General features: G+C 46.3%; 24 protein-coding genes. 10 read left to right on the top strand and 14 right to left on the bottom strand.

Annotated elements, in window-relative coordinates; genetic code table 11:
- Positions 1–154: 154 nt before the first annotated feature.
- Positions 155–973 (bottom strand): hydroxyacylglutathione hydrolase, encoded by an 819-nt coding sequence (gene gloB, locus AC0KUT_RS11055; RefSeq protein WP_488829944.1) that lies wholly within the window; start codon positions 971–973, stop codon positions 155–157.
- A 153-nt stretch (positions 974–1,126) separates the two neighbouring features.
- On the opposite strand from gloB, the gene AC0KUT_RS11050 reads away from it, so the two are divergent.
- The 7 genes from AC0KUT_RS11050 (at position 1,127) to sohB (ending at position 7,758) form a co-directional block, all read left to right on the top strand.
- Complete coding sequence (locus AC0KUT_RS11050; RefSeq protein WP_488829943.1) at positions 1,127–1,987, top strand: methyltransferase domain-containing protein; 861 nt, start codon at positions 1,127–1,129, stop codon at positions 1,985–1,987.
- A 13-nt stretch (positions 1,988–2,000) separates the two neighbouring features.
- Positions 2,001–2,441: a ribonuclease HI gene (gene rnhA / locus AC0KUT_RS11045; protein ID WP_488829942.1), complete on the top strand. Its 441-nt coding sequence runs from the start codon at positions 2,001–2,003 to the stop codon at positions 2,439–2,441.
- Between the two features lie 40 nt (positions 2,442–2,481).
- Positions 2,482–3,195 (top strand): DNA polymerase III subunit epsilon, encoded by a 714-nt coding sequence (gene dnaQ / locus AC0KUT_RS11040; protein ID WP_488829941.1) that lies wholly within the window; start codon positions 2,482–2,484, stop codon positions 3,193–3,195.
- A gap of 189 nt (positions 3,196–3,384) precedes the next feature.
- The gene (locus AC0KUT_RS11035) at positions 3,385–5,097 is read left to right on the top strand and encodes a FimL-related protein (RefSeq protein ID WP_488829940.1); all 1,713 of its coding nucleotides are present in this window, start codon (positions 3,385–3,387) and stop codon (positions 5,095–5,097) included.
- Positions 5,097–5,963, top strand: a complete 867-nt coding sequence (gene nudC, locus AC0KUT_RS11030; RefSeq protein WP_488829939.1) for an NAD(+) diphosphatase — start codon at positions 5,097–5,099, stop codon at positions 5,961–5,963. Before AC0KUT_RS11035 ends, nudC begins: the two co-directional genes overlap by 1 nt.
- 33 nt (positions 5,964–5,996) lie before the next feature.
- The gene (locus AC0KUT_RS11025) at positions 5,997–6,650 is read left to right on the top strand and encodes a cation/multidrug efflux pump (RefSeq protein ID WP_488829938.1); all 654 of its coding nucleotides are present in this window, start codon (positions 5,997–5,999) and stop codon (positions 6,648–6,650) included.
- Positions 6,651–6,675: 25 nt separating this feature from the next.
- A complete protein-coding gene (gene sohB / locus AC0KUT_RS11020; protein WP_488829937.1) occupies positions 6,676–7,758 on the top strand; it encodes a protease SohB in 1,083 nt (360 codons plus the stop codon).
- Between the two features lie 68 nt (positions 7,759–7,826).
- On the opposite strand, the gene AC0KUT_RS11015 is transcribed toward sohB, so the two are convergent.
- Together AC0KUT_RS11015 and AC0KUT_RS11010 are read right to left on the bottom strand one after the other, a co-directional pair.
- A complete protein-coding gene (locus AC0KUT_RS11015; RefSeq protein WP_488829936.1) occupies positions 7,827–8,159 on the bottom strand; it encodes a hypothetical protein in 333 nt (110 codons plus the stop codon).
- 139 nt (positions 8,160–8,298) lie between these two features.
- Positions 8,299–9,087 (bottom strand): vWA domain-containing protein, encoded by a 789-nt coding sequence (locus AC0KUT_RS11010; RefSeq protein ID WP_488829935.1) that lies wholly within the window; start codon positions 9,085–9,087, stop codon positions 8,299–8,301.
- 291 nt (positions 9,088–9,378) lie between these two features.
- On the opposite strand from AC0KUT_RS11010, the gene msrA reads away from it, so the two are divergent.
- Positions 9,379–10,011 (top strand): peptide-methionine (S)-S-oxide reductase MsrA, encoded by a 633-nt coding sequence (gene msrA, locus AC0KUT_RS11005; protein WP_488829934.1) that lies wholly within the window; start codon positions 9,379–9,381, stop codon positions 10,009–10,011.
- A 63-nt stretch (positions 10,012–10,074) separates the two neighbouring features.
- Here msrA and AC0KUT_RS11000 read toward each other — a convergent pair whose 3' ends face one another.
- Positions 10,075–10,800, bottom strand: coding sequence for a phosphoadenylyl-sulfate reductase (locus AC0KUT_RS11000; RefSeq protein ID WP_488829933.1), 726 nt, complete (start codon positions 10,798–10,800; stop codon positions 10,075–10,077).
- Between the two features lie 192 nt (positions 10,801–10,992).
- Here AC0KUT_RS11000 and thrH point away from each other — a divergent pair, with 192 nt between their 5' ends.
- Entirely contained in the window at positions 10,993–11,610 is a 618-nt protein-coding gene (gene thrH / locus AC0KUT_RS10995; protein WP_488829932.1) for a bifunctional phosphoserine phosphatase/homoserine phosphotransferase ThrH, read from the top strand.
- 75 nt (positions 11,611–11,685) lie between these two features.
- Here thrH and AC0KUT_RS10990 read toward each other — a convergent pair whose 3' ends face one another.
- The 10 genes from AC0KUT_RS10990 to pabB all read right to left on the bottom strand — a co-directional run bounded on the left by AC0KUT_RS10990 (position 11,686) and on the right by pabB (position 25,089).
- Positions 11,686–11,856 carry a hypothetical protein gene (locus AC0KUT_RS10990; RefSeq protein ID WP_488829931.1) on the bottom strand — a complete coding sequence of 57 codons (171 nt, stop codon included), beginning with the start codon at positions 11,854–11,856 and terminating at the stop codon, positions 11,686–11,688.
- A gap of 145 nt (positions 11,857–12,001) precedes the next feature.
- Positions 12,002–13,477, bottom strand: coding sequence for a sensor histidine kinase (locus tag AC0KUT_RS10985; protein ID WP_488829930.1), 1,476 nt, complete (start codon positions 13,475–13,477; stop codon positions 12,002–12,004).
- Positions 13,477–14,244: a winged helix-turn-helix domain-containing protein gene (locus tag AC0KUT_RS10980; RefSeq protein WP_488829929.1), complete on the bottom strand. Its 768-nt coding sequence runs from the start codon at positions 14,242–14,244 to the stop codon at positions 13,477–13,479. Before AC0KUT_RS10980 ends, AC0KUT_RS10985 begins: the two co-directional genes overlap by 1 nt.
- A 159-nt stretch (positions 14,245–14,403) precedes the next feature.
- Entirely contained in the window at positions 14,404–15,231 is an 828-nt protein-coding gene (locus tag AC0KUT_RS10975; protein WP_488829928.1) for a spondin domain-containing protein, read from the bottom strand.
- 10 nt (positions 15,232–15,241) lie between these two features.
- Positions 15,242–15,940 (bottom strand): spondin domain-containing protein, encoded by a 699-nt coding sequence (locus tag AC0KUT_RS10970; RefSeq protein ID WP_488829927.1) that lies wholly within the window; start codon positions 15,938–15,940, stop codon positions 15,242–15,244.
- 693 nt (positions 15,941–16,633) lie between these two features.
- Positions 16,634–18,703, bottom strand: a complete 2,070-nt coding sequence (locus AC0KUT_RS10965) for a M13 family metallopeptidase (RefSeq protein ID WP_488829926.1) — start codon at positions 18,701–18,703, stop codon at positions 16,634–16,636.
- Positions 18,704–18,748: 45 nt separating this feature from the next.
- The gene (locus AC0KUT_RS10960) at positions 18,749–19,501 is read right to left on the bottom strand and encodes a dienelactone hydrolase family protein (protein ID WP_488829925.1); all 753 of its coding nucleotides are present in this window, start codon (positions 19,499–19,501) and stop codon (positions 18,749–18,751) included.
- A 72-nt stretch (positions 19,502–19,573) separates the two neighbouring features.
- Positions 19,574–20,368, bottom strand: a complete 795-nt coding sequence (locus AC0KUT_RS10955; RefSeq protein ID WP_488829924.1) for a mechanosensitive ion channel family protein — start codon at positions 20,366–20,368, stop codon at positions 19,574–19,576.
- Positions 20,365–23,595, bottom strand: coding sequence for a hypothetical protein (locus tag AC0KUT_RS10950; RefSeq protein WP_488829923.1), 3,231 nt, complete (start codon positions 23,593–23,595; stop codon positions 20,365–20,367). The genes AC0KUT_RS10955 and AC0KUT_RS10950 overlap by 4 nt, the downstream gene beginning before the upstream one ends.
- A gap of 72 nt (positions 23,596–23,667) precedes the next feature.
- On the bottom strand, positions 23,668–25,089 hold the full coding sequence (gene pabB, locus AC0KUT_RS10945) for an aminodeoxychorismate synthase component I (protein ID WP_488829922.1): 1,422 nt from the start codon (positions 25,087–25,089) through the stop codon (positions 23,668–23,670).
- 164 nt (positions 25,090–25,253) lie between these two features.
- On the opposite strand from pabB, the gene AC0KUT_RS10940 reads away from it, so the two are divergent.
- Entirely contained in the window at positions 25,254–25,883 is a 630-nt protein-coding gene (locus AC0KUT_RS10940) for a DUF4230 domain-containing protein (protein WP_488829921.1), read from the top strand.
- Positions 25,884–25,934 lie beyond the last annotated feature (51 nt).

Here is a 25,934-nt window from a genome sequence, read left to right as displayed (position 1 = left end):
GTTTTTAAAGAGAATCAACGGATTCTAGGGGCTGATGCAAGCTGGGTCAACGCTTTAAATGGAATAAGTCGCGCTACTAACTTCTGACAAAATTGCAGTAAAGTCGCGATATTGTGCGGTGATGCACGCTTATCCTCCGCAAAGTCCCTTGTTATTATTGCCAGGTGTCTTTAATTCGTCGTAGTTCGCCAAATACATCTGCCGGCGTTTTCAGCTCTTTTTGTGCATGATGTTGCGCGTAATCTTTGAGCTGGGTTAAGTGACAACGTAAAAAAGGATTGGTGCGATTTTCGATGCCAATAGTGGACGGAATTGTCATTTTCTTTTCTTGGCGTAGTTGTTTGACGTTGCTCAAGCGCGCTTGTAATGCCTGATTGTCAGGTTCTACTTCTAGGGCAAAGCGCAGATTGGCAAGTGTATATTCATGGGCGCAATAAATAAGCGTGGTGTCGGGTAGGGCGGATAAGCGAGTAAGCGAGTCCCACATCAGTTCAGCGCTTCCTTCAAAACGCCTACCACAACCGCCTGCAAAAAGGGCGTCGCCGCAAAAAAGGCGTTGGGGTTGGTCTTCAAGCTTGGTACTCGCAGTTGATTTATCTGCTTTAGGATCAAGCAGATAGGCGATATGGTCCATGGTGTGGCCCGGCACGCCTAACACTTGGAAGCTTACACCATCTAACTGCAATTGATCTCCGGCAATTAAGCGGTGTTCTATTAGTGGGATAGCACTAGAATCAGGCCCATATACTGGTACAGGGTGGTGCGCGAGTAGCTCTGCTATGCCGTCTGTGTGATCGTGGTGGTGGTGGGTAATTAAGATGGCGCCCAAGGTCAATTGCTCTTGTTGTAATACTTTTAGCACCGCTTTTGCGTCGCCAACATCGACAAGATAGACAAGAGGTTGCTGGGCGTTTGGTCGTATAAGCCAAAAGTAGTTAGTATCTAGAGCAGCGATAGGGATGATCTGCAGCACTCGAAAACCTCGTTGAGAAGTGGTTGGTTAACCCTGAAGTTTACGGTAAAAACCTTTGGCGAAGTAATTTTCGGCCTCTGCAGATGAGCACATTTAATATAGGTACGGATGAGATATAGATAAACCACGCAATATTTAGGAATTAAACGTCTTATGCATCGTAAACTTATTAAAACCCCATCGCGCATATTTACCCGTCTTGGGGTTATGTGGAAGAAGCGCTTTGGCGTGGTGCCTATGACAGAAGCCATCGCTGACATGACCGCTTGGTTTAAAACCCCCTTAGGTGAGGCGTTATTAAACGAAGAACAAGCGTTTATAAAAGAGTCAACACAATGCCTATTTGGTTACCATCTTTTGCAGCTGAGTGTTAAGGGCGATTTGGATTTGGTGGAGTCGAGCCGGATTTCCCATAAATTTGCGCTTCATCCTCAATCGGCGAACAATAAGCGTTTATCTGGCATAACGGATTTCAATCATCTGCCGCTATCGGCAGAGAGTATGGATGCGGTCTTGTTGCACCATGTGCTGGATTTTAGTCAAAGTCCTCATCACCTTTTGCGAGAGGTGGCGCGGGTCATCATTCCGCGCGGGCATCTTATTATTGTCGGTTTTAATCCTTGGAGCTTATGGGGCACTTGCGCTGCTGCTGCGCGTTTTTTCACCGCGAAACCGCGTTGGCGCTATCAATACCTACGTATAGGACGCTTGCTGGATTGGTTGACGCTCGTGGATATGGAGCCTGTGGAGATTTATCAAGGCTTCTATCGGCCACCTTTCAGTCACCCTCAACTCATCAAATATTTGCATTGGCTCGAACCCTGGGGTAAAAGACTGCACCTGCCATGGGGAGGCTTCTATATCATAGTGGCACGCAAGGATCATATTGCACTCACACCGATAAAACCTACGTGGAAACAATACCAGCCCCTACCGGGCTTGGCGGTTACGCGTATAGTAGGGCGAGTATTTCCAACAGATAAGCAGCAAGTAATACGCTTTCCTTTTAATTAGTTAGAGCATGTGTGTGAAACAGGTAGAAATATTTACGGATGGCGCCTGCAAAGGTAATCCCGGCCCCGGCGGTTGGGGCGCGCTACTGCGCTTTGAACGTATTGAAAAGTCCCTTTGTGGCGGGGAGCGCGACACCACGAATAACCGTATGGAATTAATGGGCGCTATTGAAGGCTTGGCTGCGCTTACCGAGTCCTGTCGCGTTATTATTACGACAGATTCCCAATACGTGCGCAAAGGAATCACTGAATGGCTGCCGGGTTGGAAGCGCAACGGCTGGCGTACTGCAGCGAAAGCGCCTGTGAAAAATGCAGATTTGTGGCTCCGTTTAGACGAGCAAAACCAGCGTCATCAAGTGACATGGTTATGGGTTAAGGGTCATAGCGGCCATCGTGAAAATGAAATGGCTGATCAACTTGCTAACCGCGGTATAGCGTTAGCCATAAAAAGTTGAAATTTTTAAGCATCGTTTAAAGTGTTGTGAGAGCGAATAAATGCGTCAAATAGTGTTGGATACAGAAACGACTGGCCTCGAGCCGGCTCAGGGCCACAAAATCATCGAAATAGGCTGTGTTGAACTTTTCAATCGCCGCCTCACTGGGCGACATTATCACCAATATATTAAGCCGCAGCGCGAGATAGATGCTGGCGCGTTTGCCGTTCATGGTATTAGCAATGCAATGCTGGAAGATAAGCCTGTTTTTGCACGTATTGCCGATGAATTTTTGGCCTTTGTCGGTGATGCTGAGCTTGTCATCCATAACGCAGCCTTCGACATAGGCTTTTTGGATCATGAGCTCAACACGCTGCGCCCTGGGTTTGGCAGCCTTAAAACTCGTTGCAGTGTTATAGATACCCTATTATTAGCCCGCAGTAAGCACCCAGGCCAAAAGAACAATTTGGATGCGCTCTGCAAGCGTTACGGTGTCGATAACTCCCAGCGGGACTTGCACGGCGCGCTCTTAGATGCCGAGATTCTTGCCGACGTCTACTTGCTTATGACCGGTGGGCAAACGGCATTATCGCTGGGTGGCAATCAATCAAAATCAGAGGGAGGAGCCAATCAGAGTGAAATCCGTCGCTTGCCCAGCACCCGCACGCCGCTCAAAGTCATCGTGGCAAACGAGGGAGAGCAAGAATCCCACGCGGCTAAACTATCGGCAATTGCTAAAGCAAGTGGGGATAACTGTGTGTGGTTGCGCGATTGACAAAAAATGTACAACTGAGATTCCCGTTCCATTCTCATCGCTTGAATTAGCTATATTTTCTGCTTACTGTGAAAAAGTGCCGAACATAGTATAAAGTCAAGAAAACCCCTCGCTAAGCAATGACTTAGGCAGACTGACAGTTCTGCAGCCAGCGAGCCTCTAATCTCAATTAAAGCTAGGATGTGATTTGTGAGTACACCCGAAACCCTCAATCTAACATCGCTCAAAATGGTGCATGATGAACTCATAGTGACTATTGAGCAGTCAGCCGTTCGCCTAGAGCAATTCTCTCAAGACCGAAATAATGGCGAGATACTACAAAACTGTATCGATGGTATTAAACAAATTCGCGGCATCCTCAGCTTAATTCAACTGCGTGGTGTAGATCTTCTAGCGGAAGAGTTAGCTGTCCACATTACCGACATCACCCTTGGCGATGATCAAAAAACCGATGCAAAGCTCGAGCTACTTACATCCACCTTTTTTATCTTGCCGCGCTATTTGGAGTATGTAGCACAAACTTCGCGCAGCATGGCTATGCTCTTGATTCCCCATATCAACGAATTGCGTCGCGCGCGTAAAGTAAGTCAATTGCCAGAAAGTTATTTTTTAGCGCAGGACATTAATTACGCTGCCGTACCTCTTAATAAACAAGCTCCTTCCACACTCGTCAACGATGAACTAGCTGCACAGGTGCGACGTTTTCGTCATATGTACCAAACGGGTTTATTGAATGTTCTAAAGGGTGTGCAAGTTAAGGCGTCATTTTCGATCATGGCTCGGGCGCTGGTGCGCCTAGAGTCTGCGAGTGCCGGGACTAAGCTGGCTAATTTGTGGTCAATAGGTGCTGCACTTTTGGGTCTACTAAGCGAAAAAAGCCTGCAATTGACCAGTAGCCGCAAAATGCTATTGAGCGCAATCGATCGCGAGATAAAACGCTTTCATCTGGAAGGCGCTGCGCTTTTTGAGCGAGAGCCAAACCCGCAATTAATACGGGAGCAGCTTTATTTACTCGCGCTATCTCACTCTACAAATGAAAAGCTCTGCGGTATTTTGATAGCTTACGGCCTCAAACCATTGAATTATTCTGAGGCAGAGCTTGCGCGTGAAATGGAGTTTTTACGCGGCCCAAGTGCCAATACCATCAGCTCAATGGTTGCCGTGTTAACCGATGAAATTCACAGCACCAAAAATATTTTAGAGCGCGCCGCGCAAAGTGGGGCAGAGCTGTTAAGTGAATCGCCAGAGCTGGTGGATACGCTGAAAAAAGTAGCGGATATCCTCTCTGTAGTGGGTTTGGTTACACCCAGCAATAGCTTGAAGCAAGAGATAGAGAAAATTAGCGCATGGCAATCCAGTCAAGCGCCTGTTTCTGCCGATGAGTTATTAGTGGTGGCGGATACCTTGCTTTATGTCGAGAGCACTATCGCAGGCTTGAAAAATGCCAATCTTTCCGATGAGAAAGTTGCGCAAATCAATGCTCTCGCACGCGATGTGGCTATGTCTAACAATCAAATTGCAGAAGCAGAAAAAATTGTTATCGACGAAGCTGAGTCAGGTTTAGCTTTGGTGAAGCGAGCACTGAGTGCATTTGCTGAATCTAATTATGATAAGGCCCATATTCGTAATATTCCTGGAACGCTCGATAGTGTTCGCGGTGGCATGTTTGTATTGGGGTTACCTCGCGCTGCAAATGTTTTGGCTGCGTCTATGCGCTTTGTCGAAGAAGATTTGCTCAGTGGCGATCAGCATCCTGCTGTACAGCACTTGCTGGAAACCTTTGCCGATGCGGTGATCAGCCTAGAATATTATCTTGATAGCTTAAAGCTTGATAAGCAAGCAGATACTAGCGTGTTGCAAATTGCAGAAGAAAGCTTGCAAGCTTTGGGCTATAGCATTTAATGAGTGAGTGGGCTTTTAATGATTTTGATGCGAGCATATCTGCTCCTGCATTACTTCACTCTTCAGGGCGACGTTTTTTTGTTGTCGCGCGAGTTAATTGGGCGTGTGAATTACTTCTGGGGGACGCTCAAGGTGCAATGCAACTTTTTTCCCAGCAGCAATTCTCCTTGTTTGCAGATTTATCCCTAGACTCGGAACATTATTTGGGTGATTTGGATGGAATTCCACTCTGGGTATTGGTCATCAATGATCTCCCCGTTGTGGGAGACTTCCAATGGGTTGGGCTGCGCTCACAGCTCTCTTTAGTACCTGAAAATGCTTTTATACTCGCAGGTCGTGCACTGCAGGTCGCACAGTGGTTTTACGATCACCAATATTGCAGTCGCTGCGGTCAACCTACTATTCAAGATCCTATAGACCGTGCAAAATTGTGTAGTCCTTGCGGTATGGGCTTTTATCCGCGCATATCTCCTTGCATGATAGTGCTGGTGACTCGAGGAGATGAATTGTTGCTGGCCCATCATGGGCGATCCTCGCGCTTGGTGTATAGCACTTTGGCTGGTTTCGTCGAAGCGGGCGAACGACTTGAGGATACAGTGCATCGCGAAGTCATGGAAGAAGTGGGAATTCGTGTTACTAATTTAGAGTTTTTTAAAAGTCAGCCCTGGCCTTTCCCTAATCAATTGATGCTTGGTTTTTTTGCGACTTTCGAAAGCGGCGAAATAAAGGTTGACGGCAAGGAAATTCTGGATGCGAAATGGTTCCGTTATGATCAGTTGCCAGACATTCCGTCAGCGGCTAGTGTAGCGGGACAATTAATTAATCACTTTGTACAAAAGCGTATGGTGATGCAAACTAAAGCCTAGTTAGCGACGGCACTTTAACATTGGGAAGGAAATATGATTTTCACTCTATTGAGTTTGCTTATAGCGCTAATTGCGGTATATCTAGCCTATAAAGCCATTAAAATGCTCTGGTTAAACAGCTGGTTTAATGGCTTTATACGCGGCATTTTTGGTTTGAGTGTGCTGGTGTTGGGGGGCTTTATCGCCCTAACAGCATTTGATACCTACAGTTACAAACAAGTCCTGCAAGAGCAAGTGGTTGGGAGCGTGAGCTTCAATTACATCGAGAAGCAGCATTTTGATGCACTCCTCGTGGATAAAGAAGGAAAGGAAACCCATTTCGATTTACGTGGTGATCAATGGCAAGTAGATGCGCGGATTATTAAATGGCGCGGCTATCTTGCCAGTTTTGGCTTAAAGCCTGCGTATAGGTTGGAGCGTATCAGCGGTCGTTACTACGATATCGATCAAGAGACAAAGGATTCACGTACTGCGCATGCCATCAATGAAAGCTATTATGGTGTCGATTTTTGGCGCTTTTTTAATAGCAACCCTCACTGGCTTCCGATCATAGATGCCGCCTATGGATCTGCAACCTACTTACCCATGCAAGATAAAGCACTATTTCAATTACTCTTGACCAATAGTGGTTTAATTGCACGTCCGTTGAATGAAGCAGCGCGTGAAGCTGTAGAAGTTTTTAATTAATCTAGCGAGTTATGGAGTCTTCCTTTTGGAATTTTTAGCAAGTTACGGGTTGTTTTTGGCAAAGGCTGTTACCTTTGTGGTAGCCATTTTAGTTGTAGTAGGTTTTATTGTGTCCATGGGCGGGCGTAATAAAAAATCAGAAAAAGGGCAGATTGAAGTTACTAAACTCAATGAAAAGCTTGAGCATGTGCGCGATTTATTGCGCGATGCAATGCTGGATGATGAAGAGTTTAAATTGGCTGAAAAAGCAGAGAAGAAGCGCTTAAAGCAAGAAAAAGCAGAAAAGAAAAAGGCCGCTAAACTGGCATCCAAAGTACAGGGTGACAATAAAGAGAGCGAACCTACACCGCCTAAAAAACGGGTATTTGTATTAGATTTTTATGGCGACATAAAAGCCTCTGAAAACGACTGTTTGCGCGAGGAAATAACAGCAGTACTCAGCCTTGCCAAATCAAGTGACGAAATTGTTGTTAAGGTTGAAAGTGGCGGAGGTATGGTTCACAGCTACGGTCTGGCATCTAGTCAGTTAGCCCGCATCACGCAAAAAAATATACCACTTACCGTCTGTGTCGATAAAGTAGCGGCTAGTGGCGGTTATATGATGGCCTGTGTTGCGAATAAAATTGTCGCAGCGCCTTTTGCAATTTTAGGCTCTATAGGAGTAGTAGCGCAGCTACCCAATTTTCATAAGTTGCTAAAAAAGAACAATATTGACTACGAAATGTTCACGGCGGGTGAATATAAGCGCACAGTTACTATGCTCGGTGAAAATACTGAAAAAGGGCGTGCGAAGTTTGTCGAAGACCTGGAAGATACGCATGTGCTTTTCAAAGAATTTGTTTCCGAGCATCGCCCACAAGTAGACATCGCTCAGGTCGCAACAGGAGAGGTTTGGTTTGGTCGACGCGCAAAAGCAGTAAACTTAATTGATGAGATTCAAACCAGCGACGAGTATCTAATTACACAAGCTGAAACGGCAGATGTCTTCGTGGTTGAGTTTACTTATAAGAAGTCTATTCAAGAGCGTTTAGGTTTTGCAGCACAGGGCGCAGTTGATCGTTTGCTTATGACATGGTGGGAGCGCTTGCAAACATCTCGCTGGTTTTAATGGTATAAGTTTGCACAAAAACGGCACATTCAGTGCCGTTTTTTTGGTTTTAAAGCTGAGTTAATTTACTACTTATTTTTTGCTTTAAGCGTTAATAAGCTAGCAGAGTCGTTCGCCCACACGGCAAGTGCCTTTGACGTAAGACTTTTGGGGATTTCTGAATCTGTCTTTGGTGCAGTAGTAGGCAAGAGCGCTTCCTCTCCCCAAATCCACACATTACAGGTAGTATCTTTATCGCAGGCGAGTTTGCTGGCTTCTACCCACTCTTTCGACGTTGTGCTGACAGCACAATTCATTAGTACAAGGTTGTCCGAGCGAGAGGCAATCTTGCAAGTAGCCAGAACACTTGGCGCCACTAAACTTAATGTTAACACGCCGATTGTAATATGGTGTTTGCGCATTGTAGCTCCCTCTTGTTGATGGTAAGGCGGTTAGAGTTAATTGAAGCACTTACTGCATCAATCCTCGTCAAATAATACACATTACTGCTATCTAAAAAAATTCCCGCAGATGCGGGAATTCTTCAACAAGCCAGAAAGATTATACACGTCTACGGGCAAAACCTAAGCCGATTAAACCAATTACCAACAAAGCTAAAGAGCTTGAATCTGGAACAGTTACTGGTGGCTTAACAGAAGCAATAACTTTTGCTTTCAAAATTGGCGCTAAAGCATCGAAGTCGCTTACAGGAACTACCCAGCTTCCGCCCATAGGGTTGGGAATGTTGGTTGAGTTAATTGGAAGCAACGTAGATGGGTTTGGAAACACAATTTTCATCATGTTTGCCAATGCTGTACCGCTATTAACACCAGAACCAATTGCTTCAATAGAGAGTGCATCAATGCCTGCATTGTAAGCAGCAATAGCTGCAGCTTCTGCTTGAGCTTGGTTGTCAGGCGCGCCGTCAGTGGCTAAGTTAATAATCGAACCAGCAAGAGTTGGGTTGGCAAATATAGATGAATTAACCATAAGATTGGTGGTGTAACGTATGGCACCAGCGGTGTCAGTAGTATAGCTTGATTTGGAGTGGGTCATAATAGCATTTTGAATGCTCGGTAAAGTTGCTGCAGTCAACAGTGTTGGCGCTACAACGGTGATGGTGCTGCTGCTGTATGAGGTAATGGTGATTTCAACACTACCGTCGGTATCTAATGCCGAGATAGCATCTTTCAAGCCGGTTCTCAACAGATTGTAATTGGTCGTTGACACACTGCCGGAAGCATCGAGGATAAAACCAAGCTGAGTAAGTTGGCCTGCAAATGCGCTAACTGGATTGAAAATTAGGCAGATCAAAGTAGCTGCTGCCATTATATTTTTTAAGAGTTTCATATTGATTTCCTTTTGATTGTAAATTAACGGTTGCCCTCAACCTTAAAGTAAGGGGCGTCCTTAGGTAAGTGCTTGGAAGCAACTTGCTAACTGTTAATCAAAATTCGAGCCAAGTAAAATTACTCTTTTATATTCAGTAGGTTAGGTCGTTGTGCCACATGATCGATACTCTTTGCAAATCACATAATAAGTAAGGTGTAAAATTCACCGACAATAAAATAATACGAGTTTGATTAAATTTTTTACAGTATTATTAAGCCTTATTTAGGATCAACCTTGAGGGAAAATTTCATGCTCAGCTTCACCAAAATACAAATGCCAAGCGTCAATGAGTGTTTACCTGGGCGTGTTAAGGCGCTTGACGTGGCAAATCAACATGCATTAAAAAATGCTCCACTCAAGCCTCCGTTTCCCGCTAGCTACGATCAAATTGTATTTGGCTTAGGTTGTTTTTGGGGGGCCGAGCGTAAGTTTTGGCAATTACCTGGGGTTTATACAACTGCCGTTGGTTATGCGGCGGGCTTTACGCCCAATCCAACTTATGAAGAAGTTTGTAGCGGCTTAACAGCGCACAATGAAGTTGTTTTGGTTGTGTTTGACCCTGCACAAGTTTCACTGCAAACATTGTTGAAAGTATTCTGGGAGGCGCATGATCCAACACAGGGATTTAGACAAGGGAATGATAGAGGCACTCAATATAGATCAGGGATTTATTATTCAAATCCAGAGCAGCTCAGGGTAATAGAGGCGTCAAAAGCGAGCTTTCAATCTGCATTACAGGAAAAGAATTTTGGTGAAATCACAACAGAGATTTTACCCTTAGGCGAGTTTTACTATGCCGAGACTTACCATCAGCAATATTTGCACAAAAACCCCAATGGTTATTGTGGGCTAGGTGGCACAGGTGTTTGTTTGCAAGATTAATTAGACGTATTTCCCTCCTAAAATACTAAAGGCGCTCATTCGCGCCTCTATTGTGCATTTTGCTTAAGCCTCAGAATTTCCAGCGTGTAATCCACATTCTTTTTTAGTTGCTTCCTCCCACCACCAGCGACCTTCCCGTTCGTGCTGCCCAGGGCCGACAGGGCGGGTGCAGGGCTCGCAGCCAATGGAAATAAAGCCGCGTTCATGCAACTCATTGAAGGGAGTTTCACACATGCGAATATAATCCCAAACTTCTTTTGAGCTCCAGTTTGCCAAGGGATTAAATTTGGTTAATTTTTCACCGGGGCGTGCGAAGAGCGCATCATTTTGAATAACAGGGATTTCAGCGCGAGTAGGGCTTTGGTCCTTGCGTTGCCCCGTTATCCAGGCATCAACTTCTAATAATTTTTTGCGCAAGGGGGTGATTTTGCGAATACCACAGCACTCTTTGTGATCATCTTCATAAAAACTAAACAGGCCTTTTTCTTGGACAAGTGCGCGTACTGCATCTCCATCGGGTGATACGACATCTATCTTGATGCCGTAGTGTTTACGTACTTTTTCAATGAATCTATAGGTCTCAGGATGCAGGCGGCCCGTGTCCAAACAAAAGACTTGTACATCAGGGCGATAGTTGTGGGCCATTTCAATGAGCGCCACATCTTCTGCACCGCTAAAGGAAATGGCAATTTTGTCGAATTGAGCCAGCGCGTACTTGATGATTTTTTGCGGGCTTTCTTGCTGCAACTTTGCTTCTAAGTCAACAATATTGATAAGGGTGTCGGTCATGGCAGGCTCTCTGGTATCTGTTCTAAATAGTGTGTGCAGGATACCAGAGGCTCGCCTTGCCCCCAAGTTGTCGCGCTCAAATCCCTTCATAATGCACCCCCGATATTTGCTTTAACCCCTCAAAAAGGGTAGATTGCCGCCACTATTTTGCGAGCAACATAGCTCGGTTTTATCCTTATATTGGAGGTTGTTGTGGAATTAGCATGTCTTGATTTGGAAGGTGTATTGGTCCCGGAGATCTGGATTGAGTTCGCCAAGGCGACGGGCATTGAAGAGCTTAAGGCGACGACCCGCGACATCCCTGATTACGATGTTTTGATGAAGCAGCGCTTGCGTATTTTGGAGCAGCACAAGCTGGGCTTAAAAGAAATTCAAGATGTGATCGCCACGCTTAAACCACTTGAGGGTGCGATAGAATTTGTAGATTGGTTGCGCGAACGCTTCCAAGTCATTATTTTGTCAGATACTTTTTATGAGTTTTCGCAACCGTTAATGCGTCAACTTGGATTCCCTACACTCTTATGCCATAGATTGAATATCGATGAGCGCGGTATGGTTGCTGGTTACACCCTCCGTCAGCGCGATCCAAAGCGTCAATCAGTATTAGCACTTAAAACACTTTACTATCGTGTTATTGCTGCTGGTGATTCTTATAATGACACCACCATGCTCGGTGAGGCGGATCAAGGTATTTTGTTTCATGCACCGAAAAATGTAATCGAGCAATTCCCGCAGTTCCCTGCTGTACATACTTTTGAAGACCTGAAAAAGGAATTCATAAAGGCCAGTAATCGCGAATTAAGCTTGTAAGTATTGCAGTAGCCTATAAAAAAAGCAGAAGCAATTCTGCTTTTTTTATATCTGCGGTTCCATCTTGAAACAGCTTTACCAAAGTTGTCGCAGTGTATAACTGGATGCGGCGGAATTACTAGGCTCAGCCATACTGTGCATATTTTGAGTATTAATGAGCACAAAGCTCTTCATTGTGAGCACAATCAATGCTCCGACAAGTGTTGGTAGGAGTAATGTCTGAATGCGGTTGCTGATACTTTTCATTGGGTTTTCCTCTAACAATTGCTTGCTTGGAAGGTGAGTTGCCTGAATTATTGTTATTTTAAATATCTATTTTCTTTTTCTTTTTCTTTTTCTTTTTCTTTTTCATCCCTCTTGAAATACTTACTCCCTTGCAAAGCTCTACTTTTTAAGCCGCTTTGCTTGTTCGCACTAAAGCTAAGGGAAATTGAAAACGTGTCCCCTGCTCAGGCTGTGATTGAACATGTATTGCACTACCATGCAATTCTAAAATTCGTTTAACAATAGCAAGCCCAAGGCCGGTACTCTGCTGATGATATTCAGTAGGCTTTTGTGCAGAATAATACCGCTCAAATATATGGGGCAGGTCGGCTGCAGCTAAACCTATGCCATTGTCTTCGATACCTATTTCCACTTTGTCATTATTTTCAGTTAGGCTTAAATCTATTCTACCGCCGTTGGGAGTATAACGTAGGGCATTATCAATAAGATTCTCCAAAACGCGTTCAATGAGTGCTATGTCAGCATTCACTAAAAAAAGCTGCGATGTTTTTGGCATGCTGAGGCTAATATTTTTTTGCTGAGCGTTCAAAGAATATTTTTGTACCACATCCTGCAATAACTCTGCGAGAGAAAAATTTTCAAGCTCGGGATTAATTCGCCCTGCATCGAGTTTACTTAATTCAAAGAGTTCTTTCACCAGCTGGGTGAGGCGACGGCAGTGCTTGAAGGCAATATCAATAAACCCTTGGCGCTCTTCGGTAGTCAGCTGGGGGCGCATCAGCATTTCTAAATAGCCCTGCATGGAGGACAATGGCGTGCGTAAATCGTGAGATACATTGGAAATTAATTCACGCCTCAAACGGTCTGTTTCCTGCAGTTTCTCAAGCTGCTCATGAATGCGCTGGCGCATAGCCTTAAACGTAGCGCTTAAATAGGCAATTTCATCCCCGCGATTTATCAATACGGCAGACTTGAATTCTTGTTGTTGAAACTCATTCATCTCCTGCGCTAAACGTCGCAGGGGTTTGGTGAGCACGACAAAAATTAAAGTTGCGGTAAAAATTCCAAACAGCATTATTGCAGCAAGGCCCGCGAGACTTTGTTTAAGAATATAACTGCCACGGAGGGACTCACTTAAACTTTGATAGTTTTGGCCTCCGAGAATAACATAAAGATACCCAGCCAATTGCTCTCCATCCATTACAGGAGACACAGAAAAAACACGCTCGCTATGTTCTGAGCGCGGGTCATCGCCGCTAATGGGGTAGGGCTGATTTGCGCCAAGCCAAGTTTCAATCGGTGCAATTGAAATATTTTGACGAACAATGGTTTCTTTCGGCAAGGTATGACTGAGAATTTTTCCGTGAGCATCGAGTAAATAAACTTCAACAATAGGGTTTACTGTCATTACCAAGTTTGCCAATTCGGTCATGGCCACTTCATTCACTTGCCCCGCCTGAATAAGCGGCGCACGCTGGGCTATATACATAGCCAGGCTTTGATTGAGGTTTTGCGTCACCTCTTGGTAGTAGCGATTATTACTCCAGTTTGTGAGCGACAAAAAAGCGACGCCTAGCATTAAAAATAATACGACAAACGCTAAGGCTAAACGAGTGCATAGGCTGCTGATGAGTCTTGGCATTAATGAGATATCTCGCAGAATTTATAGCCTACGCCCCACACCGTCAAGAGTAAGTCTGGGTTAGCGGGGTCGCGCTCAATTTTTGCACGCAGGCGATTGATGTGGCTATTAACAGTGTGTTCATAGCCTTCGTGGCCATAGCCCCAAACCTTATCAAGTAATTCACTGCGATTAAATACCCGCCCAGGGTTTGAGGCGAAAAACCACAGTAAATCAAATTCGCGCGCAGTAAGCTCAAGCGCAATTTCGGCGCGAATGACACTGCGTTGTAGTTTATTAATATTGAGTGATTGAACTTGAATGTGAGTGGCTTCAGGTGTTGTTGTTATTTGATTGTGGCGCTCACTGCGACGTAGGAGTGCGCGTACGCGTGCCGCTAATTCGAGGGAGCTAAAAGGTTTGGTGAGGTAATCATCGGCACCTAATTCTAAACCCAATACACGGTCTAATTCTGTTGAGCGTGCAGTGAGCATCATCACCGGGAATTCCACACCCTTGCTGCGCATCGCGCGGCAAATGTCTAAGCCATCCATACCTGGCAAGCGTAAATCTAAAATCATGAGGTCCCAATGTTCATTTAAAGCGCGTTGTAGAGCAACGTCGCCGCGATCTATATGCACAATATGTGCGTGAAAATCTTGCAGGTGCAATTTAATTAAATTCGCTAAATCTACTTCGTCTTCAACCACTAAAAAGCGCCGAGGTTTGGTAGGCGCGAGAGTAGGTTGGCGTGTGTTGGTGCGAATATCGATTGGTGTGCCCGTCATGCTAAACCCCAAATGTATGTCAATGCGTCAGATGGATCTGAACATCATTTTTTTTATCAACTCAGAACATAAGCCAACTAGATGCACAACACAGGCATTTGTTTCAAATTAAAACGCGCGACGGCAAATTATGTCGTCGCGCGTGAACGGGTCGAGCTATTAAGGCGCCATACGGGTAATAGTTACGCGTGTTACAGGGTTATCCCACTTATGCATATTCGTTAATGCAGAATCAGATTTTCCGTCATCCTGAGTGACTATGCCTGTATGCATGGTCACTTGATTGGCAACATCATTGCGGGCGACATTAAAGCCTTCGCCGTTTGCGGCGGGGCCGGGGATAGTCGCCATAGTTTCGCTATTCAACTCAGTACCCGCGTCATAGCTAAGCGTATCCAAGGTCATGCTTTCGCCCTCCATAAGTTTGCCGAGGTTGATCGCATTGATGCCAGTAAACGCATCATTGGTATTGACCAACATGGACAGCAAGCTAAGACTTAGGTGATTCATCATATCGGGTGCTACAGCGGCACTTAACATCAGAGTGCTAGTAGCACCAGGCATGGTGATGCCTTCGGCTTTCACACTGCTCAACACCATCGCATCTGCCGCCGCAGCCGCTAAGTACTCAGAGACATCGCCAGATTCAGCAATTTTTTCTAACCCTATGCTGGCAGGCATGCCCACGTGAAATGCTGAGAACTCAGGTTTATGCAGCGTCAATGCCAGCGGTGAAAGCGGTTGACCGGCGGTGAGATTAGTTAGGGTGATAGAGTATTTAACATCCATCATGGCTGCCATACTTGAACCAACACTGGATGCTGGCATAAGGCTCGATGCAGCTATGGAGCTAGGCATAGAGCTTGCCATACTGCTCATCATGGCTGAACTTGATGACATGGTTTTAGGCTTTGAATCACTGCCGCCACAGGCGCTCAGTAAAGTGCTGGCTAGCATTACACCGCTCAGCAAATAAATAGTTTTCATAGGGCTCTCCTTACTTTACGGTGAGAGTGACGCGAGCCACAGGGTTCAACCAGCGTTGGCTTGATGCATTAATATCACTCATACCACCGGTCATCATCTGGTCGCCCAAAACACCGCGATGAATATGCACAAAACCTTCAGCCATTGCGGCAACGCCAGTACCACCGGTACCAATCAACGTTTCTAAAGGTGGTGGAACGGGCATACCTGCAACACCGGGGGCACCGCCACCGCGAATTTCATTATTAGCTTCAGTTCCCGCATCATAGGCATTAAGCATGTAGGTGTAGATGCCAGGCGCGGTAGGCAGAGTGAGGCTGTTTAAGGCAACAAAACCATCGTTTGTCGGCAACAACATAGCGGCGATAGAAAGCTGAGTATTCGCTGCACCTGGGTCGCCTAACTCTGCGGTGGTTTTCATTCCTGGTGCCAATAAGCCAGCAGCTGGGTTGGCAACACTCTTAGCCCCTGCATTCATCATGTCGACATCTAAACCACTAATATCGCCACCTTCGGCCATAGCTTGTAAGTTGCTAGAAGCCGCCATGCCCGCGCTAAAAAGCTTAACGCTACTCGGGTGCGCAGACACCAACAGCGGAGTGTAGTAGGTGCCTTGCGTAAGATTCTGAATTTCAACGGTATAGCTCGCAGCCAAAAGGTTAGGGCTAATTGCAAGGGCGATTAAGCTGGTAATAAGGGATTTTTTCACGGTAAAGCTCCTGTTAAGTTGTAATTGACAGGAGCAGAGTGCGCTCTTCGTGCAGACCATTCATCACGAAAGTATCACGAGAAAATCATTTTTTAGATAAACGGGAAAGGGGGTGTTCTGGGGCGACAGTTTGTTTATGGGTTTGGGGTCAAGTTATATCAATTGGTTCATAAGTATGTCATTAGAATTCAATAGATAATCGTTTTTGCTTAAAATTCTGGAATATCATAAATACACACTGTGTAGTAATTCTCCAAAACAGTGATTACCTGCTCTAAAAGTCTACCTCCTATCATATTTGATTTTATTTGAAAGTTCATGCTCGAAAATGTATCGAGCATGACGCGTTCATCCTCATATTTTACACATATATATGCGTCACCTTGAATGCCGCTTTCAATTCCAGTGAAATTTCTCGTGAGCAACTCAAGTAGGCTAGGGTAAATATTGTAATAGCTTTCATCGGTAACTATCTCTCCGTGAATCACTTAGTTTCTCCAAGACTTGATATGGTATTATTAGGGTGACTCTCAAAAATCAGTAAGGTATCTGACAATATATCCCTGTAGATTTCATGCCTCGCCAGTTATATTACGTAACTGCACAGATCACTTTAATTATTTTCCCCTAAAATCACACCACTGAATTATTTTTTTAAACTTTAGAGCAAGCTCTTCGCTTCCATCTTGCAATCTACCAAATCTTCACCCGAACCATCTCGTCGCGGTACATGCCATCACCTGGTTTTACGTTGTAGGTTTTGTAGAACGCCGGCATGTTCGACAATGGGCCAAGTACGCGATACATGCCCGGAGAGTGGGGGCCGTTAATAACTTGGAGGCGCAGGGCTTCGTCGCGGTATTTAATGCGCCAGACTTGCGCCCAGCCCATAAAAAAGCGCTGCTCTGCGCTAAAGCCTTCTATTACTTTACCCGGCTTGCCTTTAAGCGAAATGTTGTAGGCTTTGTGCGCTAAGGTTACACCGCCAAGGTCGGCAATGTTTTCGCCTAAACCTAGCGCGCCTTGGAGATGCAAGTCATCGATAGGCGTGTAAGCATTGAATTGATCGACCATTAACTGCGCCCGATTTTTAAACTGTACCGCATCTTGTTCAGTCCACCAGTCGCGCAGATTTCCGTCACTATCGGAGTGGCGGCCCTGGTCGTCAAAGCCGTGGGTAAATTCATGACCGATCACTGCGCCTATACCACCGTAGTTAACCGCATCTTCCGCCGCGACATTAAAGAACGGGGGCTGCAATATGGCTGCTGGGAATACGATTTCGTTCATGCTTGGGCTGTAGTAGGCGTTAACCATTTGCGGTGTCATGCCCCATTCGGTGCGATCTATGGGTTTGCCTAAACGGTCTATAGCGCGCTGGTGTTCGCATTCAGCACTGCGTTGTATATTGCCGAGCAAGTCTGTTGCAGATATTTTTAAGCAATTGTAGTCGCGCCATTTATCGGGGTAGCCAATTTTGGTGTTGAACTTTGCCAGTTTTATTTTGGCTTGTTGTTTAGTGGCTGGGCTCATCCACTCTAATTCATCAATGGATTGGCTAAAGGCGCTACGCAGGTTTTCTATCATCTTATCCATGCGTATTTTTGCATCCGGCTTAAAGTATTTCGCCACATACAATTTTCCCACCATAAAACCTAAGTTGGAATCCGTGATAGTCGCAGCTCGTTTGTCGCGAGTGCGTTGCTCTTTTACGCCGTTTAAGGTTTTGCCATAGAATTCAAAGTTGGCATCGGCAAAGTCATGGCTAAGGTTGCTGGCATTGCTATTCAGTAAATGGAATTTTAAATACAGTTGCCAATCCGCAAGTGGAATGTTCGTTTGTAATTTTGCAACAGCAGTAACATAGGTAGGTTGATTGACGACTAACTCTTTGATGGTACCTAGCCCAGCGGCGCTGACAACGAGCTGCCAATCTACACCCGGTGCCAGTTTGTTTAACTCCACCAAGGTCATTTTGTGGTAGCGCGCATTGCGATCGCGATTTTGAATTTTAGTGCGGTGAATAGCGGCAATTTTCTTTTCTAATGCGACTATATGAGCTGCGGCTTGTTCAGGCTTTGCAATATTGGCTTTGGTCAAGAGTGTAGCAATATAGGCTTGATATTTTTTTAAGAGCTCAAGCGAGCGGGCATCATCTTTTAAATAATAGTCGCGATCAGGAAGACCTAAGCCGGATTGCCAAACCCCCGTTATATATTCATCAGATTTTTTTTCGTCCTGATCAATATATAACTCCACGGGAACTCCAACGCCGTACACCTGCCACTCGCCCCATATGCGGGTCAAGTCTTGATAGGTTTTTAGGTTATCGATACGGCTCATAAACGGTTGCAGCGGTTTGATGCCCAGAGCTTCTATCTGCGCCTCATCTAAAAATGACTGATATAAGTCAGCTATCTTTTGTTCGTCCGAATCTTGTGGATGTTGATTCGCTGCCAGCTCTTTGATGAGATCGAGTACTTGGGTGCGTGAGTTTTCGGCGAGGGCATCAAAGCTACCCCAGCGCGCTTTGTCAGCAGGAATTTCCGTGGTATCTAACCAGGTACCATTTACATAACGGAAAAAATCCTGCTGCGGCGCCACACTGGTGTCCATATTTGCAAGCTCAATACCTGAACCCAATTGGGCTGTCGCTGTAACGGCAGCGGTATCCATTGCTGCGCGATCAGTGGTGCAGTTGGTCAGGCCTAATCCGAGCGCAAGGCTCAGTGCAATACTGCATGCAACTTTTGTGTTTATCATCAGTGTGGTTCTCTATGTGGTTACCCACTATGTTGAATTTGCAAATTAATAGAGTGCTCGCTTGAACATTCCGAGTGCGGTTTGATACCCCCACAACTGCAACTCTGCGTCGTAGCGGTCACCTTCATCACGCATAAATGCGTGTACGCCGTTGACTTCATGCCAGGTAAAGTTGACATTGCAGGCAACTAAGTTGGCGTAGACTTTTGCGCGGCCTTCTGGCGGAATGTGTGGGTCCTGCTTGCCCCAAATCATTTGCAGTTCGCCTTTGATGTCGCCAGTGCGCGTCAGGCTTTCATTGCCCGTATTGGAGGGCACTATGCCTGAGTGAATGTCGGTCGCATAAAAACAACTGGTTGCGGTGATGCGTGGATGAAGCGCGGCGCGGTAGGCGAGCCCGCCGCCTAAACAAAAGCCCATTGCGCCGATTTTACCGGAGTAATAGGGTAGTGTTTGCGCATAGTCGATCATGGCTTGGGTGTCACTGTCGTGGGCTTCTAAGGTTTTAGCGACCTTGTCTGCATTGCCTTTGTCGCGGCCTGCATCGTCGTAACCCAGCACTGTACCTATGGGATTTAGTTCGTGAAATACTTCGGGCACTATAACGATGAAACCGTGGCCGGCCATAATTTGTGCGCTGCGACGAATTGGTGATGTTTGCTGAAATATTTCAGAGTAGAGAATAATGGCCGGGTATTTTTTTGCTGCGGTAGCCGTTTCATTTTTGGGGTGATAAACATAGCAGCGCATAGTGCCTGTAGGTGTTGCTAAATCGGCGGTGTGATTTTGAATTAACATATCTTTCCTCTGCGAAGGTTTAATAGGGGTTTCTGTGAATTTTTTTAGCGTGATAAAGCCACAGGTATTTTTTTACTTGTGCCAAAGTGGCCCTTCTACTTTATGAAGCGCGAAGGCTAGGTGTACACGCTCAGTCACCTCGGATTCAAAACGCTTTTCGTAAGACACATCGAGCACATAGGCTTTTAGCAGTACGCGGGTGTAAAACATCTGTTCGGCAATTTGGTCTTTAAATAATACGACAACCGGTTTTTCTAGAAACACACAGCGACTCGATATGGCCGCTTCACGCACGAGCTTTTCGACTAAACGCAAATCGCTGGTGGGGCTGACAAAAAGTTCCACCTCAACCTGCATGTCGAGCGCGCCGGCATTAGCTGAGGTGACGGGGCTGTTCATGAATTGGCTGTTGGGCACTGTGACTATGGAATCGTCCAAGGTACGAATGCGGGTGGAGCGAACGCCTATGGTGAGTACATCGCCATAAATATCGCCAAACTTAACGCGATCGCCAACGCGAAAGGAGCGGTCGAACATAACGATTAAGCCTGAAAGTAGCGAAGCGGCGACATCTTTTGCACCTATTGCAAAGGCAAGGCCTATAGAGCCGCCGATGGCGAGCGCTGCCTCTTTGGAGCGGAACAGTAAAAATATGGCGAGGGCAATTGAGCCTATCACCAGAATAAAATTCACCATGGTGGTGATTTGTTCAATACGCAGCCGGTAATCGGGGAAGGCGCGCGACAAACGCATCGATAATATTTTGCATGACTTCGCCGCGATAAAAGCGATAATTAAAATGCTGAGTGAAAACGCCATGCGCGAAAAATCAAAGGCGGAGAAAATATTTGCTGAATCCATATTCATAGTTCATCTCCGCAAAAGAGGAATTGACGTTTAACTAAGTAATTTTCCACGGCGCGAGTCCAGAAGCTTTCCACGTGCCAACCTGCGCGCTCACCATCATCGTAGGAAAACACTATGCCGTGAGGGGCTAGCTCTTCTAGGCGGCGCAGCACGGTTGTATCCAGCAGGTTCATAACCTGCGTTAAGCCGCGCAGAGTTAAGCCGTTGTGTTCTATTAGTGCAGCTAAAATCATCAGCGTGGTATCAGGTAAATTTTCCAGTACCCGCTGTTCGGGGATATCAAATAATTTAACCTCCGTTTTGCTTTCACTCCATATCAGTGACGCCTTCCAGTAATAGAGTGCTTGGCGAGGATTGCCGCGGGTGTAGTCCCACAAAATTCTAAAATAAAGATTGCGGCTTTTTTCTGCCAGTAGCTCGGGGGGCTCTACACTTTTGGTGTTTTTCGTTTTTATTTGCAGCTGACTAAAGTCTGGGCTGGTTTCATGAAGTTTATCGTGGCGGGTTAAAATAAGTGTTTTGAGTTGAGCTTCACTAATGCCGCCCACTTCAAGAAAATCGGAGAAACAGTTGGCACCTACAACGCCTTGTTTGGCGATAGCCCAAGCATAGGTTGTTATGGTGGCAACCCACATGTGTTGCATAGAGCAGCGCAGCATTAAATCCAGTGCTTGAGAGAAGGTATCAAACCCGCCGACCTTGCGCAGCAGGCAATTTTCAATATTTTCAAAGGCAATAACTGCAGGTGGTAAGGCATTAATGCGTTCAATGAGTACTTCGCGATCTATAGGTTCGGCTTCACCAAATAGCTCTTGGTTTAGGCGGAAGCACACTTCTTCCATGCTGGTGTCCCCCGTGTGTACACGCGCATGGTGATAATCTAATTGATGGGTGCGCACAAACTGCGCGATGAGCTCGGACTTGCCAATACCTCTATCGCCACAAATAAGAATGCGAGTGGAGGTTTTGTTGTCCTGCCATTCTTGATAGGCCGTACTCAAGGCTTTTTCGGCTTCGGCGCGACTCACATACCAAGATGGCTCGGCCGGTACGCGAAAGTCAAAGGCACGCCAGTAATTATCAGGAAAACGGGCAGAGTTTAAGCGCGATGCATAGCGGCGGTGCTGGCGCTCTAAGATGGCGCGGCTGAGCATGGCCTGAAAGCTGCGCGTCATTTCTAACTCAGCGAGGCGTTCGCTCAGTATTCGCCATGCAAGTCGGTACACACCCAAACCGCCGCCTAATACCAATACTATAGGTTCCCAAATTTTATCGCGCGATGCATCACTTAGGGCATTCCAACGGTAGGAGGTGTTGGCTTTGTCATTCACTAAGCGCCAGGTGTGACGATTGCGCCAAACACTGATGAAGAGCGCAATAAACGTCACAAAACCCAATAGGTTCACAAGGTAGTAACGAATGAGGTTAGAGCCTAAGAAGCCAAGCAAAACGATAGAGGCAAGACCAGCGACCAACCAATAGTAGAGATAAAGTTTAGGAATTGACTCGAATACCGCTTCGAGTGCGGCGACATCTTTTGCATATTTTTCATCGCGCGCATGGCGTTGGCTAAGGAGTGGGCTGAGGTAGTTCACCAACCCAATCAGCAAAAAGAAAATGATCACATGATTGAGCAGGGGAGCGAGATGTTGCGCACTGGTGAAACCAAGGCTGATAGAAAATTCAATGGCGATTCGGCCTAGGAACAAAAGAACAAAAAAGATGTAGAGGTCTTGTAATAACTCAAAGACAGCTAGGGTTGTACGCTTTTTTTGCTTACTGCGAATTTGACGCATCAGCCAATTTTTTACGGATTGCAGCAGCATGTGGCGTTTTGCAAAGAGCCAACCAATACCACCCAGCAAGATGAGTAGCTTCAAGATATGGGTGAAGGTGTTAAAGCGAAATTGTTTGCGCGTAAGCTTGTCAGCATTTATTTGTATGAATTGATTTTTCCAGAGCCAAAAGCGCAGGCTGGAGGTAATAGTGGATAACTCCACCAGCACGGGCTCGGAATTGTTTAGCACAAAGGCATAGTCTTGAATAACGCGTGCAATGAGCTGGCTGCGCAACTCCAAAAGGCTATTGCGGTAGTTGAATTGCCAATTAATGATGCTCAGCATAAGTTGCGCTTTGTCGCGCTCATAGTTGTCGCTGGCAACCTGCAGGCTGATCCGCTGCTGTTGAATTTCCTGAACCAATGCGCGCAGCTCGTCAGAATCTGTATCGCGCACCTGAACACTAGGCACATCAACTTCGCCGGCGATGCTGCGCAACGATATGTTTTTAAAGTAATTCGCTTCGAATGCCTCTTGGCTTTGCACCACATTGTTGGATGCTTGTAACCGTTGGCGTAAATTAAAGCGCGCGCTCGAGAAGTTTTGCGTGCCTGGAGCAAAATGCTCATCCTCAATGGATTCGGTAATATCCGCTGCGCTGGCTTGCCAGGTTTTTACGGTTTGACTGAAATCCTGTTGTACTTCACCCAGCTGCTTGCGCGCTTCATTCATGCGTGAAAACTGGCCCTCAATCATTAGGCGAATAGACAGTAATTTACGCTCGCGCCCATCGTCACTTTGACTTAAGGCCTGCTCAATGACTTGCGTATTTTCCCGCTGTGCTTGAGCGGCAGTTGCAGCGGCGGCAATATTTTCTTGCGCTTGTATTTCACTTTCTTTAACAATTTGGCGCGCTTCAGCCTCCGTCAAAAACTGTTGGCGCTGCTGCGGTGAAAAATGTAACCACTGCAAACTCAGCTGTAACAACTCGATCTTGGCGGCACTTGCGCTGTCTTCGCCTTCAGTTGGCTCTTCTAAGGCTTTTTGTAAGCGCTCCTCGTAAGTTTTGCGTGCGCTATTTAAGTTGGCATCAGCAGCCAGCCATTTTTTGCTTAATACTTGTTCTAGCTCTGCGGTGCCCACTAAACGTTTTTCGTAAAGCTGCTTGAGTACATCAATTTTATGGCGCAGATCAGCCAATTCATTCTTTTTGTTGGGCGGAGTTTTTATGTCTGCTGAATCTGAGTTTGCAGCCGCTATAGGTGCTGTTTCTGTTGCGGCTTTTGTTTCTGCATAGGCGCCTGAAACAATGACCCCGGACATTAACGCACTTGCCATCGACAGCCATAAAGTGGCTGCGGTTAATGCAAGGCGATGGTGAAGCTTGGTGCTTAGGCTGCGCAAAGTGTTTCTCTCCGTGAGGTTTTCGCCCATAAAGCCTGACGTCATGGCTGGCGAAACTGTAGCTATAAAAGTGTGGCTATATAGGTGACGCCATCTTCTGAGGTAATAAGTATCAGGCTAATTGCCTGCAAACTGTTGCTCCAATGTACTCATAAGCAGTTGTACCTTGGCAATACTTTCTTGATATTCAGTCTCGGCATCTGAATCTGCCACTATGCCACCGCCGCCCCAGCAATGTATTTGCTTGCCATCGCAAACGAGGGTGCGTATGGCAATACTGGTGTCCATTTGTCCGTCACAGCTTATGTAGCCTAGGCTGCCGCAGTAAAGCGAGCGGCGCGTGGGCTCCAATTCTTCGATTATTTCCATGGCGCGAATTTTAGGTGCGCCCGTAATGCTGCCGCCAGGAAAGCTAGCGCGCAATACATCGACAGCGCTCGCATCGGGTTTAAGCTGCCCACGCACGGTACTCACAAGGTGGTGCACGTTGGCGAAGGTTTGTAATTCGCACAGTTTGGGCACCTGCACCCTGTCGCAATGCTTGCTCAAATCGTTGCGCAGTAAATCCACAATCATCACGTTTTCAGCGTGATTCTTCGGGCTATTTTTTAGCCATTGCGCATTAGCTTCATCTTCTGTCTGAGTAGTACCGCGCGCAACGGTGCCTTTAATGGGTTTGGTTTCCACCTTGTTGCCACGCACTTCCAGCAGGCGCTCGGGCGAAAGGCTTAATACCGCGCCGCGCTCAAGTTGCATAAAACCGGAGAAGGGTGAGGGCAGAGCCTTGCGTAAACTTAGGTAGGCGGCAAGAGGGTCGCCGCTGTAGTTCGCGCTAAAGCGCTGGGCGTAGTTCACTTGATAACAGTCGCCCGCCTTGATGTATTCCTGAATTCGAAAAAACGCCTGTCGGTATTCTGACGCTTTAAGTTTGCGTTCGAACTCATTGATACTAAAGGGAATTTCTTCACTCTTGATAGATTGCTTTAGGTCGTGAAACACAGGGGTTTTCACTGCGGCGCGACAAATTTCCGTAATTTCTAAAAAGTTATAAGCCTTCCCCAGTGCGGGATTTTGTACCAGCCAGGCTTTTTGTTCGTGGTGATCTTGGATAAGTGCCCAAGGGTAAATACCTATATATAGGTCAGGTAGGTCTATGTCTGCGCGAGCAATCTCAGGTAGCTTTTCAAGTCGACGCCCTAGGTCGTAACCAAAGTAACCCAAAGCCCCGCCATTAAAAGGCAGTGCGGGCTTATCCATTGGTACCGTTGTGGCGAGCTTTGGGAGCTGCGCCTGAATCAAGCTGAAAGGGTCTTCACTGCTATTAACAGCGGTGCCATCAGCATATTCAATAAGGGTGTTATGACCGCGAGTTTGCAGCAGGCATTGAGGTGCTGCGCTGATAATGTCGAAGCGCCCATAGCGACTGCCGTGATGGCATGAGTCCAGCCAGATTGCGTGAGGCAAATGACGCAGGGCCGCAAACCAAGTGGCCGAATCTGGTTGATAATTAAGCGGTATTAAAAGCGGGTCGGCAGGCATGGTGTCTCATGGGTAAGGCATTGATGCAGTTGGTACATTCTACCCGAAGCGTGCGCCTAGAGCTAAATAGACATTGCTGCTATGGCCGTTTATGCTGCTGCACTCGCTGCGTCGTTTTTGTCGCGTCACTGTCAGCTAATCCTGTTTCATAAAAAGGAACCCCCATGGATGTACTTACCTTTATTCTTGCCATGCTTGTGGGCGGCTTAGTCGCGTGGCAGTTTGTGCGGGCCTATTACCTCAAAAAGTTACAAAAGCCCCAACGGGATCTCGTAACTGAATCGCATGTGTTGCTCGAGCGTATCGAAAAGGTATTTAAGGTGGTGTTAGCGGAAGGCTATTTCACCGAGATTTACGACCACAAGTCTAAAAAAGCATTCTTTGGCATTTTTCGCACCAACAGCAAAGCGCTGGTAGTCGCCAAAGCAAAGGTCGCCGTGGGTTTTGATTTTTCTAAAATGCAGTTTCGCCGCAACCCCGAAACACGCACGCTGGTTATAGAGCAGTTTGCCGAGCCGGAGATTATCGCCATAGATACGGACTACACGTTTTACGATATTAATCAGGGCCTGCTCAATAAATTCGATAACGACGATTACACCTCCATACTCTTCGAGGCAAAGAACCTCATGCGCGCCAAAGCCTATGAGAGCGATTTACCACAAATTGCCCAACAACAAATTCAAGTGATGATGCAGCAACTTTGTGCCTCAAGCGGATGGCAGCTTGAGCAGCCAACCCTGTTAGAGCCCATTAACGTACTTGGGCTAGAGGACGTAAAAGCGTCTAAATAAAATATTAAGCCACTCGCAGCCCGCTGCATTCATCGCTATTTTAATAAGAAG

The sequence above is a fragment of the Cellvibrio sp. 25HG11W-0 genome, assembly GCF_057815475.1.
This window is presented reverse-complemented; position numbering and strand designations above follow the sequence as displayed.

Excerpts from the sequence above, each read along its gene's own strand:
- AC0KUT_RS11050 (WP_488829943.1), top strand. The coding sequence starts at position 1,127 with ATGCATCGTAAACTTATTAAAACCCCATCGCGCATATTTACCCGTCTT.
- dnaQ (WP_488829941.1), top strand. The coding sequence starts at position 2,482 with ATGCGTCAAATAGTGTTGGATACAGAAACGACTGGCCTCGAGCCGGCT.
- nudC (WP_488829939.1), top strand. The coding sequence starts at position 5,097 with ATGAGTGAGTGGGCTTTTAATGATTTTGATGCGAGCATATCTGCTCCT.
- AC0KUT_RS11025 (WP_488829938.1), top strand. The coding sequence starts at position 5,997 with ATGATTTTCACTCTATTGAGTTTGCTTATAGCGCTAATTGCGGTATAT.
- AC0KUT_RS11015 (WP_488829936.1), bottom strand. The coding sequence starts at position 8,159 with ATGCGCAAACACCATATTACAATCGGCGTGTTAACATTAAGTTTAGTG.
- AC0KUT_RS11010 (WP_488829935.1), bottom strand. The coding sequence starts at position 9,087 with ATGAAACTCTTAAAAAATATAATGGCAGCAGCTACTTTGATCTGCCTA.
- msrA (WP_488829934.1), top strand. The coding sequence starts at position 9,379 with ATGCTCAGCTTCACCAAAATACAAATGCCAAGCGTCAATGAGTGTTTA.
- AC0KUT_RS11000 (WP_488829933.1), bottom strand. The coding sequence starts at position 10,800 with ATGACCGACACCCTTATCAATATTGTTGACTTAGAAGCAAAGTTGCAG.
- AC0KUT_RS10990 (WP_488829931.1), bottom strand. The coding sequence starts at position 11,856 with ATGAAAAGTATCAGCAACCGCATTCAGACATTACTCCTACCAACACTT.
- AC0KUT_RS10985 (WP_488829930.1), bottom strand. The coding sequence starts at position 13,477 with ATGCCAAGACTCATCAGCAGCCTATGCACTCGTTTAGCCTTAGCGTTT.
- AC0KUT_RS10980 (WP_488829929.1), bottom strand. The coding sequence starts at position 14,244 with ATGACGGGCACACCAATCGATATTCGCACCAACACACGCCAACCTACT.
- AC0KUT_RS10975 (WP_488829928.1), bottom strand. The coding sequence starts at position 15,231 with ATGAAAACTATTTATTTGCTGAGCGGTGTAATGCTAGCCAGCACTTTA.
- AC0KUT_RS10965 (WP_488829926.1), bottom strand. The coding sequence starts at position 18,703 with ATGATAAACACAAAAGTTGCATGCAGTATTGCACTGAGCCTTGCGCTC.
- AC0KUT_RS10960 (WP_488829925.1), bottom strand. The coding sequence starts at position 19,501 with ATGTTAATTCAAAATCACACCGCCGATTTAGCAACACCTACAGGCACT.
- AC0KUT_RS10955 (WP_488829924.1), bottom strand. The coding sequence starts at position 20,368 with ATGAATATGGATTCAGCAAATATTTTCTCCGCCTTTGATTTTTCGCGC.
- AC0KUT_RS10950 (WP_488829923.1), bottom strand. The coding sequence starts at position 23,595 with ATGACGTCAGGCTTTATGGGCGAAAACCTCACGGAGAGAAACACTTTG.
- pabB (WP_488829922.1), bottom strand. The coding sequence starts at position 25,089 with ATGCCTGCCGACCCGCTTTTAATACCGCTTAATTATCAACCAGATTCG.
- AC0KUT_RS10940 (WP_488829921.1), top strand. The coding sequence starts at position 25,254 with ATGGATGTACTTACCTTTATTCTTGCCATGCTTGTGGGCGGCTTAGTC.